The organism is Streptomyces murinus (genome assembly GCF_002154555.1).
In the GTDB taxonomy this organism is placed as follows: domain Bacteria; phylum Actinomycetota; class Actinomycetes; order Streptomycetales; family Streptomycetaceae; genus Streptomyces; species Streptomyces murinus.
This window is the reverse complement of sequence record NZ_MUNF01000221.1, coordinates 1-12,524: the sequence shown is the minus strand read 5'-3', so window position 1 is coordinate 12,524 and position 12,524 is coordinate 1. Positions and strand designations below refer to the sequence as shown.

Below are 12,524 nucleotides of genomic sequence, written 5' to 3'. Positions count from 1 at the left end.
CCGAAGCTGATGCCGCCCTTCCACAGGACCACCGCCAGCGGCACGTTGCCGATGGAGCAGACGAACGTGGCGACGGCGACGACGGGGCCGATCAGCGGGCCGATCAGCTTGGCCGCGAGGGGGTGGCCGGCCAGGAAGAAGGTGTGCCAGAAGTCGTCGGGCACCCAGGCGGCGATGGCACCGGCGATCAGCAGCCCCGCCACCAGGTCGCGCAGGATCGCGGCCCACTCCATGACGAAGATGTGCGACACGGAGGTGAGCCCGGCGCGCGAGAGCAGCCGGCGCACGAAGCCGCCCTCGCCCCGCACCGACATGTCCATCGCCGCGTGGCCCTCCATCGACCCGGCGACCCCGCGCTCGGCCTGCTCCCGGGCGCCGCGCAGCAGACGTTCGCGCAGGAACACGCGGAACAGCACCGCGAGTACGACGATCATGATCGGGCCGCCGACGAACTCCGCCGCGGTGAACTGCCAGCCCATCAATAGGGCGAGGATCACGCCCAGTTCGATGACGAGATTGGTCGAGGCGATCTCGAAGGCCATCGCCGCCGTGAAGTTCGCGCCCTTGCGGAACAGGGAGCGGGCGAGGGCGACGGCGGCGTAGGAGCAGGAGGACGACGCGGCGCCGAGACCCGCGGAGAGGGCGAGCGTGCGCGGGCGGTCGTCGCCGAGCAGCCGTACGACCGTCTCGCGGCGCACCACCGCCTGGACGACGGCCGAGAGGGTGAAGCCGAGGATCAGTGCCCAGGTGATCTCCCAGGTCATCGATCCGGTGATGGACAACGCGTGCCCGATCGCGTGCATGCAGCGCACTCCCTTCACGGTGGTGCGGTTCCGCCACTCGGCCGAGAGTACCCCTACGGGGTATCGCGAAACGCGGCAAAGGCCCCGTTCGGTGATCGGTATCCTCCCCGCATGGATATCCGTGTGGAGGTCGTTCGGGAGCCGTCCCAGGATTTGGTCGACGCCTTCGGGAGGCTGCTTCCGCAGCTGTCCTCGGCCGCCGTGCCCCTGGACCGCGCCGCGATCGACCGGCTGGTGGCCTGTGACACCAACACGGTGCTGGTCGCCCGCACCCCCGAGGCGATCGTCGGCACCCTGGTCCTGGTGCTGCTGCCCCTGCCGTCCGGGCTGCGCGGCCGGATCGAGGACGTGGTGGTCGACGGCGCGGCGCGCGGCCGGGGTGTCGCGGGGCTGCTGATCGAGGAGGCGGTACGGCTCGCCCGTAAGGCGGGCGCGCGCACGCTCGACCTCACCTCCCGCCCGGACCGCGCCTCCGCGAACCGGCTCTACGAGCGGATCGGCTTCCGGGCGCGGGAGTCCACGGTGTTCCGGCTCAGCGAGTAGGCGTCCGCCGCCTCGGGGTGAACAGCCGCGCCGCTTCAGGGAGTCGGCGTCCGCCGCTTCACCGCGAACAACCGCGCCGCTTCAGGGAGTCGGCACGATCCGGCGCGGCGCCGCGCGGGTTCGTGCGGGGCGACGGCAGTCGCCCCGCAGGGTACGCCGGGGATCGGATCAGGGTTCAGGAGGGCTGCGAGGTCAGCAGTGGACGCAGGGCGCCCGTGCGCAGCCGTTCCACCAGCGGTGGGGCGATCCGGCGCAGCACCAGGACGGTGACGAGCGAGACGACGCTGCCGACCAGGGCGCCCACGGCGACGTCGTGCGGGTAGTGGGCGCCGACGTACACCCGGGAGGCGCCCATCGCGATCGCGGTGACCAGGGCGAGGGTGCCGAGGCGGCGGCTGATCAGCAGGAGGGCCACCGTGAAGGCGAAGGCGACGGTGGTGTGGTTGCTGGGGAAGGCGTAGTCGTCCGGCGCGGGGCACGCCTCCAGGAGGAAGTCGTGGGGGAGCGCGCGGCACGGCCGGGGCTCGTCGAAGACGTCCTTGATCCCGCTGTTGACCACGTAGGCGAGGACGACGGCGACCGGCGTCGCCAGCACGGCGGCCATCGCGGTGCTGCCCTGTCCTCTGGCCCGCCACCATGCCACCAGCAGATACACCGCGAACAGGCCGATGCCGAAGGCGCTGAACACCGACACCGGTTCGTTCAGCCAGTGCGTGTGCCGGGCGAAGTCGGTGACGTCGGTGTACAGACCGCCGTCTATCGCCGCGCCGTCGAGCGCCTGGGTGGTCGGGGAGGAAGTCGTCATCAGATGGGTCTCCGGGGCCGTGCTGCGTGTGCCGCGGGCTCCGGGAAACGGGCGCGGGCACCGATCGGACGTACGGATGAAGCGCGGACGTCTCAGAGGTAAACGTCTACAAGTGTGTAGACGATATCAGGTTACGGCGCGGGGTGCCGACCCGCCCGCGACGCGGGATGCCGACCCACCCGTGCCGCCCCGACTGACCCGAACGGCCCCGCCCTGCTCGCGCCCGCGTGCACGGGGCGGTGCGCTGGTGATCTGCAGGGCGATCCGCACGGCGAGGAGGTGCCAGTGACGAACGGTGCGACCCCCGACCACCCCGACGGCCCGGACCGCTCCGACCGCCCTGGCGACCCCGACCGGCCCGGTGGCCCCGAGCGGCCCGGCGAACCAGGTCGGCCACGCGACCCCGACCGACCGGAGCGCGCGGACCAGCCGGAACGGCACGACCGACCCGACCACCACTCGGACCGGCCCGACCGCCCCGGCCACTCCGAGCTGGACGACCTCCGCTCCCGGCTCGCCGCCCTCGAAGCGGAGCGGCACGCGCGTCACGGCGGAGCGGCGCGGCCCCGGCGGCGGCCCGTCTCCGCGCTCGCCGCCGTGCTCCTCGTCATCGGCTGCCTCCTCGCCCCGCTCGCCGTCGTCGCCACCTGGGCCGCCGACCTGGTCGGCGACACCGACCGCTATGTCGCGACCGTCGCCCCACTCGCCGGGAACCCCGCCGTGCAGGACGCCGTCGCGAACCGGGCCACGGACGCGCTGATGGACCGGGTCAACCTGCCCACGCTGCTCTCCGACGTGGCGCCCAAGGACCGGCCCCTGCTGGAGAGGGCGCTGGGCGGGCTCGGCGGGGGGCTGGAGAACGCCGTACGGGGGTTCGTGCACGACCAGGCCCGCAAGGCCGTCGCGTCCTCGGCCTTCGCCACGGTCTGGACCGACGCCAACCGCCGGATCCACGCCTCCCTCGACAAGGCGCTGACCGGCACCGGTGGCGGCGCGGTGCAGCTGAAGGACGACACCGTCACCCTCGATCTCGCCCCGCTGATCGAGGACGTGAAGAAGCGCATGGTCGGCGCGGGGATGACCTTCGCGAGCCATATCCCGGCCATCCACGCCCAGTTCACGCTTCTGGAGTCCCAGCAGATCGGCAAGGTGAAGACGTACGTACGGCTGCTGCGGATCGCCGGCAACTGGCTGCCGGTGCTCGCCGTCCTGCTGATCGCCGCCGGTGTCCTGCTGTCGCTGCGCCGCCGTCGCGCCCTCGTCGCGGGCTGCCTCGGCGCGGCCGTCGCCACCGCCGTGCTCGGCATCGGGCTGCGCGTCTTCCGCGTGTTCTACCTGGACCGGCTGCCCGCCGATGTCTCCCCGGGCGCGGCCGGCGCGGTCTACGACACCCTGACCCGCTTCCTGGAGACCGCGGTACGGATGGTGATCGTGCTCGGCGTGGTGATCGCGCTGGGCGCCTGGCTCAGCGGGCCCGGGCGGCGGGCCGGACTGGTGCGGGGCCTGTGGACCGACGGCATCGGCGCGGCCCGCGGCACCGCCGACCACGCGGGCCTGCGCACCGGCCCGGTCGGCCCCTTCGTACGCCGGCACCGCGCCTGGTTCACCTGGATCCTGGTCGCCGTGGCGGTGCTGGTCTGCCTGCTGTGGCCGTACCCCACCGGCTGGGTGGTCCTCGGGATCGCCCTGTGCCTGCTGTTCGTCCTGGCGGTGGTGGAGTTCCTGGCGGCGGAGCCCTCCTCGCGGCCCCTGCGCGAGGGCCACGCGCCGCGTTCCTGATCCATCGGCTTTCCGCCCGCGCGATAGCTTTCCGACTCCGTCCGGACCCCGTTCCCGTGCGACGGGACTCCCGTCCCCGTGAGACCGGAGAGCCGACCGTGCCGCCCATGCCACCCGTGCTGCCCCTGCCGTCCCTGCCCCTCAAGCCCCGAGGGGTGTCCTACCTCGCCGTCGCCGACGCGCTGCGGGCGCGGATCCTCGCGGGCGAGTGGCAGATCGGCGGGCGGCTGCCGTCCCGGGCGCGGCTCGCGGAGGAGTACGGGGTCGGGCGCAATGTGGCCCAGCGGGCGGTGGACTGGCTGATCGCCGAGGGACTGCTCGAAGGGCGCGCGGGGTCGGGGACGTACGGGCGCCGCGCGAGCGGCTGCCGATGATCCGGGCGCGCCGGCACGGGGGCCTCGGGCACCCGGCCACCGGAGTCGCCGAGCGCGGCCGGGCGGGCACGTGGGACGTCCACTCCCGGGTGGGCTTCCCCGCGCCCGCGGCGATCGCCGAGCGGCTCGCCATCGCGCCCGGCGACCCCCGCGTCAGCACGCACTACGAGTTCCTCGCCGACGGTCAGCCCGTCCAACTCTCGCAAGTCCCTCACCCCGGACCGGCTGCTCGGCCGGATGAACGCGACCGCCCGGTTCGTCTCCTGGGGCGGGCTCCCGCTCGGCGGACTGCTGGGCGGCGCCGCGGGCACCGCGTTCGGGGCACCGGCCACCCTGCTGATCGCCGCGGCCGGCATGACGCTGAGCTTCCTCCCCGCCTTCCGCTCCCCGCTGCGCACAGCCGACCGAGGAAGATCGCGGATCTACAAGCCGAGTTGACGCCACTGGACGCCGACTTGTCCAGACACCCTCTCTCTTCTGTCTGTCCATGGGCCGCTTCGGCGACGTTCTTCCAGGCGTACCCGCGCACCCCTAGTCTCCCGCTGTCATGTACGCGCCCCGTTTCCGGTCAGGGGCTCACTTCCAGCAGGAGAGCGCATGGTCTCGCGTCGTACCGCTACCGCCCTCACCGCCACCGCGGCCGCCACGCTCCTCGGGGTCGCCGGTTACACGGCCCCCGCGGCCAGTGCGGCGGGCACCGGCACCAGCCTGTCGGTGTTCGCCTGGAACGTCGACCTCGGCACTGCGATCGTGGACACCACCCAGAACGAGAAGGCGGCCCAGCGCACACCGGTCATCGAGTCGATCGTCCGCAAGCACAGCGCGGACGTGGTGGTGCTGAACGAGGGCTTCAACAACACCTCGACCGCCGACATCGTCGGCAAGCTGTCGGACCTGTACCCGTACCACACCCCGGTGGTCGGCCAGACCTGCTCCGGCGGCGGCTGGACCGGCATCAGCGGCGACTGCTCCAACTCGCCGTTCGTCATCAACGGCGGCACGATGATCCTGTCCAAGTACCCGATCACCGCCCAGTACGCCCACGTCTTCAGCAACTCCGCGTCCAGCACCTGGGACTACCACGCCAACAAGGGCGCGGCGCTGGTCCGGATCGCCAAGGGCGGCACGCAGAGCTGGGTGATCGGTACCCACCTCCAGGCCGACGAGTCCGGCACCTCCACCGACACCACCCAGTCCACCCGGCTCGCGCAGCTCCGCGAGATCCGCTCCTGGGCGGACGGCATCGCCGGCACGAGCGCTCCGGTGCTGATCGGCGGCGACCTGAACGTGGAGTACTACGGCGGCCGGTCGCGCGGCGACTACGCCGACGCCCAGACCGCCGTGAACGGCGTCCTCGGCACCCCCGCCACCGACCCGGGCCAGACCCTGCGCACCATGGACTGCCCGGTCTCCGCGTGGTGCCAGTACATGTCCGGCGTGCAGACCTTCCCCAAGGACTACCGCGACGACATCGACTACCTCGGCTACCTCAACGCCCCCGGCCGCCCCGCCCCCTCGGCCGTCTCCCCGGTGAAGGTCGACTTCGACCCCCAGGCCGGCTGGACCACCGGCCAGACCGACACCGAGGCGCCCAGCGACCACTACCCGATCGAGACCACGTTCCAGCTCAACTGAACCCGGAGCACAGGGAGTTCGGCCTTCCGGTGTGCCGTCGTGGCGCACCGGGGGCCGGGTCCCGACGCGGATCCCCCGGTCCGCGTTCCTTCGTACCACGCGAGTTCACCCATTGTTCGGACGGCTTCACCGGTGTCCGGCGCGCCCTTCACATACCGTCCTGCTGCCGATGGGCGATCACCGGTCGCCGGAGCTGCCGCGCGAGCCCACGCGCGCGCCGGAACCCGGCCGTCACGACACGGCCGCACACCCGGCAGGGACGCCCGCGGCGAGGAACACTCACTCTTGGGGGGCTCGTTGAACTCTCGTACGCGTCGCCACCTCGCGACGCTCACCTCGGCCGCCTCGCTGGCGGCCGGACTGCTCGGTGCCGCGGCACCGGGCGCGCAGGCCACGCCGACCGCGCCGGACACCTCGACCGGTCTGCTCAGCCTGTACGGCGGTACCAACGGCGCGGAGACCGTCAACTCCGACGGCACGGGCCTGCGTTCGGTGCTGGACATCACCAGCGCGAACCACGCGCTGAACTGGGCGCCGGACGGCAGCAAGGTGGTGGCCGCCGCCGGCAAGGTCACCACCGGCCGGGTCACCGGCGCCACCTCGCTCGTCACCCTGCCCGCGGCCACCGACACCCGCTCCGGCGCGGCCGACGAGGACCCGGTCTACTGGCAGGACGGCAGCGCCGTCGTCTACAGCACCGGCGGCCAGCTCGTTTACGGCCCCTCGGACGGCTCCTGGGCCCCCGAGCCGCTGCTCACGAGCGGCCAGGAACCGGCGTCGGCGTACGACGTCCACCCGACGGCGAGCCCGGCGGGCACCCTCGCCTTCGAACGGCGCACCACCGGCGGCACCAACCAGGGCATCTGGCTGTACGACCCGGGCAACGGCACGGTGACCCGGATCGTCGACGAGGGCGCCTCGCCGGTGTTCTCGGCCGACGGCAGCCAGCTGGCCTTCACCCGCCAAGTGGACGGCTGGTCCCAGGTGTTCGTGGCCGGCGCCGACGGCGGTGACGCCAAGCAGATCACCACCGACGCCTCCGACCACCTCTTCCCCACCTGGGACCCGGCCGGCCACCGGCTCGCCTACGAGGCGCACAGCACCCACGCCGGCGCCTCCGACGACGTCCAGACGGTACGGCTGCTGGACCTCAGGGACGGTACGACGAAGGAGATCACCGGAGCGGGCAAGGGCGCCAAGCCCGCCTGGCAGCCGCTGCGCCAGAACTACCTCGCCCGCGTCTACGGCACCGGCCCCCTCACCATCGACGCGGCCGCCTCCCGCTGGACCTACGACAAGACCGGCGCCGCGCATGTGCCCGGCCTGGTCACCGCGCGCTCCGCGGTGCTGGTCAACAAGTCCAACGCCACCTACTCGGCGCCCGGCATCACGCTCGCCGCCGAGAAGCAGGGCCCGCTGCTGATGACCTCGGGCAGCGGACTGGACTCCGCGGCCGCCGCCGAGCTGAAGCGCACCCTGCCCAAGGGCAGCACCGTCTACCTCAACGGCCCCACGAAGCTGCTGAGTTCGAAGGTGGCCGACCAGGTCACCGCGCTCGGCTACAAGGCGCTGCGGATGGACGCGAGCGATCTGTCCGGGCTGTCCGCGCGGGTCGCCAAGCAGATCACCGCGACCCCGTCGTGGATCTTCCTGGCGGACGGCGGCGAGTACCACGACCCGATCACCGCGGCCACGGCCGCCGGCGCCCTCGGCTACCGCGGCACCGGTGTGGTCCTGCTGACCAACGGCAAGACCGTCCCGTCCTCGGTGAAGAGCTACATCAACGCCCTGAACCCGAAGACCACGAACCTGGTGACCGTCGGCTACAACGCAGACCAGGCGGTGCAGCACACGGCGTTCACCAAGTCCTGGAGCTACTGGGCCATCGGGGGCAAGGCCCACGAGGACGTCGCCGCCAACCTGGCCCGCTTCTGGTGGACGGCACCGAACTCGGCGGTCGTCGAGGACACCTGGACCTGGCAGAACGCCGCCGCGGGCGGCGCGGCCACCGCGACGTACGGCCCGATGCTCTGGTCCACCGAGGGCACGCTGTCCGCGCAGGCCTCGACCTATCTGAGCCAGGAGGCCGCGAGCGTCTCCGTCGTGGAGACCTTCGGCGGCAACTCCTCCTACCTGCCGGCCAACCGCACCGCCATCGGCAACGCGATCGCCGCGAGCAGCGCCTGGACGTCCACGATCTGGGCGGCGGGCGGTGACGTCCCGGCGGCGACGGCCCGGGGCGTCAAGGCCCCGGCCCTGGTCGCCGGGGGCGGCGAGGCCCCCACCGGCCGTCCGCTGCCCGGCACCGGCACCGGCACCGGCATCGGTCCCGACCGCACCCACCTGCCCGCTCCGGACGGCCACACCGCCGCCCGCTGACCGAGCAGCAGGGAGTCCGGTGGCCCACCGGCGCGCAGTGGGCCACCGGACTCCCGCCGGTGGGGACACCTGCGCACCGTACGGTGGGCCACCGGCCCCGATATCCGGGGCAGTTGACCGGTTCCGCGGGCTAGGATCCCGGTCATGGCCCTGACCGTGGACGACGTGGACCGGTTCGAGGCGTCCAGGCACCGTCTGGAAGCCATCGCCTATCGCCTGCTCGGCTCGGCGAGCGAGGCGGAGGACGCCGTACAGGAGACGTATCTGCGCTGGCAGGCCGCCGACACCGGGCGCATCGAGGTCCCCGAGGCCTGGCTGACCAAGGTGCTCACCAACCTCTGCCTCAACCAGCTCGCCTCCGCCCGCGCCCGCCGCGAGACCTACGTCGGCGCCTGGCTGCCCGAGCCACTGCTCGCCGGCGACCCGATGCTGGGCCCCGCTGATACCGCCGAACAACGCGAGTCGGTGTCGTACGCCGTCCTCACCCTGCTGGAGCGCCTCACCCCGAACGAACGCGCGGTGTACGTGCTGCGCGAGGCGTTCGACTACCCGCACCGCGAGATCGCGGCGATCCTCGACCTCACCGAGACCGCCAGCCAGCAGATCTTCCACCGCGCGAAGAAGCATGTCGCGACCGGCCGGGCGCGTGCCGAGATCGACGAGGCGGCCGCGCGCCGGATCGTGGACGAGTTCCTCGCCGCCGCCACCAGCGGCCACACCGAACCGCTGGTACGACTGCTCACGGAGAACGCCATCGCGATCGGCGACGGCGGCGGCAAGGTGCCGGCCCGCGCCCGCGCGTTCGAGGGCGCCCGCGCGGTCGCGACCTTCATGCGGGGCCTGTTCAAGCCCGGCAAGGCCAAGCGCAACCTGGTCGGCGGCTCGCCCGACCTCCATGTCTGCCTGGTCAACGGCGCCCCCGCGCTCGTGGTGGTGCTCGACGGGCGGGTCATCGGCATCACCTGTCTGGAGATCACCCGGCAGGGCATCGCCGCCTTCCGCAGCCAGGTCAACCCGGACAAGCTGGTGCGCGCGACCCGGCGCTGGGCGGCCGACGAGCACGGCGACCCCGTGCTCAAGGTCTTCTGACGCCCATGTGATGTCTGCGTGACGCAGGTCACAGCCCGCTCCTGTCAGGAAACGGCGGGCCGCCCGGTTCAAGGGGCGAACCGCTTGGGACGCCGTCCCATGAGCGACAGGAGCAGGCCATGCAGCACCGCGTCATCGTCCTCGGCGCCGGATACACCGGAGCCATCGCCGCCGGCCGTCTCGCCCGCCGACTGCGCCGCGAGGACGTCGCCATCACGCTCGTCAACGCCGAGCCCGACTTCGTCGAGCGCGTCCGGATGCATCAGCTCGCCGCCGGACAGGAACTCCCGCCCCGGCCCCTTGCCGCCCTGTTCACGGGCACCGGCGTCACCCTGAGGCTCGCCCGGGTCACCGCCGTGGACGCCGACCGGCGGACCGTCACCGTCACCGGGGAGCAGGGCACGGCGGAGGAACTGCCGTACGACACCCTCGTCTACGCCCTCGGCAGCGGATGGCACGACCAGGGCGTCCCCGGCGTCGCCGAGCACGCCCACGACCTCGCGAACCGCCCCGGCGCGCTGCGGCTGCGCGCCCGCCTGGCCGAGCTGGCGGCCGGCGCCTCCGTGGTCGTGGTCGGCGGCGGCCTCACCGGCCTGGAGGCGGCGACCGAACTCGCCGAGGCACGCCCGGACCTGGACGTCGCCCTCGCCGTGCGCGGTGACCTGGGCGAACGGTTCTCACTCAAGGGCCGCCGCCATCTGCGCGCGGTCTGCGACCGGCTCGGCATCACCGTGCACGAGCACACGGACGTGACCGCGGTGGCCGCCGACCACATCACCACCGCCGACGGCACCACGCTCCCCTCCGCGGCCACCGTGTGGACCGCCGGCTTCGCCGTCCACCCGATCGCGCGGGCCACCACCCTGGACACGGGGGAGAACGGCCAGATCGTCGTCGACCGGTCGATGCGCTCCGTCTCGCACCCGCAGGTGTACGTCATCGGGGACGCGGCCCTCGCCATGGGCCCCGGCGACAAGCCGCTGCGGATGTCCTGCGCCTCGGGGGTGCCCGGCGCCTGGCAGGCGGCCGACGCGATCGCGGCGCGGCTCAGCGGCGGGAAGGTGCCGGTGACGCCGGTGCGCTACTACCAGCAGTGCGTCTCCCTGGGCCGCAGGGACGGCCTGATCCAGTTCGTCACCGCGGACGACCGCGCCGTCGATCACGCCCTGACCGGCCGCCTCGCCGCCCGCTACAAGGAGGCCGTCTGCAAGGCCGCGGCCTGGGGCGTCGCCCACCCGCTGCTGGTGCCGAGCAGGGCGCGCGGGGTGGTGCAGACGGCGGGCGCGGCCGACACGAGGTTCGCTGGGACGGTGGTCTGAGCGTCCCGTTCCCCCCGAACCATGCATGCGCGTAAGGGGAGTTGGCGCTACTTCCCGGCCGTACGGAGATGATCGATCCCGGTGTCGATCGCCGCTCTGAGGTGGGTCGAGTCGCCGGTGGACATCATGAGGGCGACGCCGCCCTGGATCCCGGCGATCAGGGCGGCGGAGGCCCGGTCCACATCAAGGGCCGGGGAGGCCAGACCGCCCGCCTGGAGGGCGCGCATGCCCTCGGCGAGCTGGTGCTGCCACTGCCGCATCAGCTCGGTGACGATCGCGCGGGCGCCGGGGCGCTGCCGCCCGACCTGGAGGAAGAGCGAGCCCAACGGGCAGGTGTCGCCCTGGCGTTCGTACCGCTCCACGACCACATCGCGCCAGCGCTGCCAGTTCTCCCAGGAGTCGAGGCAGCTCAACTGCGGCTGCTGGTCCGACAGGACGCGGTCGGCCTCGAACCGGGCGACGGCGAGCAGCAGTTCGTCCTTCCCCTCGGGAAAGTAGTGGAAGAGCTGGCTCTTGCTGGTGCCGGTGCGGGCGCGGATGTCGTCCAGGGTGGCGGCGGGGCCCTGCTCGCGCAGCAGCTCGGCGGCGCCCTCGATGATGCGGGCGCGGGTGGCGCGGCCCTTGGCGGTCAGTGTCTCCGGCACCTTCGGCTCCTTCCGGTGGCTCCACCGTAGCCCCGCCCATTCTGGACTTGCTGGTCCATTTTTGCCGGCGCACAGTGGGCGCACACGGCGGGACATGGGAGACCGCGTCATGCGAGACAAGGGAGACCGCGTCATGAACGACACCACACATGGCGACACCACACATGACGACACCACACATGGCCGACTGCACGGCAGGACCGCGCTGGTCACGGGCTCGACCAGCAATATCGGGCGGGCGATCGCGGAGGCGTTCGCGGCGCAGGGCGCGCGGGTGATCGTCTCCGGCCGGGACCGGGTCCGGGGCGCGGAGGTGGTCGAGGGCATCCGCGCCGCGGGCGGCCGGGCCGACTTCCTGGCGGCGGACCTGGACGGCGGCGCGGAGGCCTCCCGCGACCTGGCCGAGCGGGCCCGCGCGGCGCTGGGCGGCCGGATCGACATCCTGGTGAACAACGCCGGCATCTACCCGGGCCAGGACACCGCCGGCACCGACGAGAAGACGTTCGACCAGGTCTACGGCGTGAACGTCAAGGCACCCTTCTTCCTCACCGCCGCCGTCGCCCCGTGGATGGCGGAGTCCGGCGGCGGGGCGATCGTCAACCTCGGTTCCTGGATCGCCCGTCTCGGTGTCCCGGTCGGCGCGCTCTACAGCTCGACCAAGGGCGCGATGGAGACGCTGACGCGGGCGTGGGCGGCGGAGTTCGGGCCGCGGGGCGTGCGGGTGAACGCGGTGTCGCCGGGGGTGATCCTGCCCCCGTCCCCGGCGGGCACCGAGCCGCATCCGGGCGAGGTGATGATGCGGGGCACCCCGGCGGGCACGGTCGGCACGCCGGACGCGATCGCGAACGCCGTGGTGTGGCTGGCGAGCGACGAGGCGGCGTTCGTGCACGGGGCGGTGGTGGACGTCGACGGGGGCCGCACCGGGGTGGCGGTCGTCGCGGCGTAAGTCGTACCGGGGGCGCCCGGAAAGTCTCTCGACACACGGGAGTCGGACCGGGTTCACCCGCGCTTGGCGCAGCTTCACACCGGCCGCACTCTCGCACTACGTTAGAGATTGAACGACCGGTGCCGCCGTGGGCCGAGCCGTGGAGGCGGCCGCGTGCGTTCCGTCCCGAGCGCGCAAGGAGCCGCATGCCGCCCTCGTCCTCGCCACC

11 protein-coding genes and 1 pseudogene are annotated in these 12,524 nt (G+C 72.9%); 9 read left to right on the top strand and 3 right to left on the bottom strand.

Annotated features, from left to right (window positions below):
* Window positions 1-803 (bottom strand): permease (locus CCN72_RS15290; protein WP_086807993.1); only part of this gene is annotated, 803 nt, incomplete at its 3' end.
* Between the two features lie 111 nt (window positions 804-914).
* Between CCN72_RS15290 and CCN72_RS15285 the strand changes: the two genes are divergently transcribed.
* Window positions 915-1,346: a GNAT family N-acetyltransferase gene (locus CCN72_RS15285; protein WP_086807992.1), complete on the top strand. Its 432-nt coding sequence runs from the start codon at window positions 915-917 to the stop codon at window positions 1,344-1,346.
* 175 nt (window positions 1,347-1,521) lie between these two features.
* Here CCN72_RS15285 and CCN72_RS15280 read toward each other — a convergent pair whose 3' ends face one another.
* Window positions 1,522-2,151, bottom strand: coding sequence for a phosphatase PAP2 family protein (locus CCN72_RS15280; RefSeq protein WP_085565726.1), 630 nt, complete (start codon window positions 2,149-2,151; stop codon window positions 1,522-1,524).
* Window positions 2,152-2,643: 492 nt separating this feature from the next.
* Between CCN72_RS15280 and CCN72_RS15275 the strand changes: the two genes are divergently transcribed.
* From CCN72_RS15275 to CCN72_RS15245, 7 genes and pseudogenes are all read left to right on the top strand, one after another.
* On the top strand, window positions 2,644-3,930 hold the full coding sequence (locus CCN72_RS15275) for a hypothetical protein (RefSeq protein ID WP_086807994.1): 1,287 nt from the start codon (window positions 2,644-2,646) through the stop codon (window positions 3,928-3,930).
* A 107-nt stretch (window positions 3,931-4,037) separates the two neighbouring features.
* A pseudogene (locus CCN72_RS15270) lies at window positions 4,038-4,522 on the top strand (GntR family transcriptional regulator); the annotation flags it as partial.
* A gap of 19 nt (window positions 4,523-4,541) precedes the next feature.
* Window positions 4,542-4,742 carry a hypothetical protein gene (locus tag CCN72_RS15265; RefSeq protein ID WP_208638012.1) on the top strand — a complete coding sequence of 67 codons (201 nt, stop codon included), beginning with the start codon at window positions 4,542-4,544 and terminating at the stop codon, window positions 4,740-4,742.
* Window positions 4,743-4,901: 159 nt separating this feature from the next.
* Window positions 4,902-5,939, top strand: a complete 1,038-nt coding sequence (locus CCN72_RS41400) for a sphingomyelin phosphodiesterase (protein ID WP_158101356.1) — start codon at window positions 4,902-4,904, stop codon at window positions 5,937-5,939.
* A gap of 297 nt (window positions 5,940-6,236) precedes the next feature.
* Complete coding sequence (locus CCN72_RS15255; RefSeq protein ID WP_086807991.1) at window positions 6,237-8,318, top strand: TolB-like translocation protein; 2,082 nt, start codon at window positions 6,237-6,239, stop codon at window positions 8,316-8,318.
* Between the two features lie 144 nt (window positions 8,319-8,462).
* Window positions 8,463-9,407 carry an RNA polymerase sigma factor SigJ gene (gene sigJ / locus CCN72_RS15250; RefSeq protein WP_086807990.1) on the top strand — a complete coding sequence of 315 codons (945 nt, stop codon included), beginning with the start codon at window positions 8,463-8,465 and terminating at the stop codon, window positions 9,405-9,407.
* Window positions 9,408-9,526: 119 nt separating this feature from the next.
* Entirely contained in the window at window positions 9,527-10,726 is a 1,200-nt protein-coding gene (locus CCN72_RS15245) for an NAD(P)/FAD-dependent oxidoreductase (RefSeq protein WP_086807989.1), read from the top strand.
* Between the two features lie 47 nt (window positions 10,727-10,773).
* Here the strand turns inward: CCN72_RS15245 and CCN72_RS15240 are convergent, their stop codons facing one another.
* Complete coding sequence (locus CCN72_RS15240; RefSeq protein WP_086807988.1) at window positions 10,774-11,370, bottom strand: TetR/AcrR family transcriptional regulator; 597 nt, start codon at window positions 11,368-11,370, stop codon at window positions 10,774-10,776.
* A gap of 133 nt (window positions 11,371-11,503) precedes the next feature.
* Here CCN72_RS15240 and CCN72_RS15235 point away from each other — a divergent pair, with 133 nt between their 5' ends.
* Window positions 11,504-12,316 (top strand): SDR family NAD(P)-dependent oxidoreductase, encoded by an 813-nt coding sequence (locus CCN72_RS15235; protein ID WP_086807987.1) that lies wholly within the window; start codon window positions 11,504-11,506, stop codon window positions 12,314-12,316.
* Window positions 12,317-12,524: the final 208 nt, after the last annotated feature.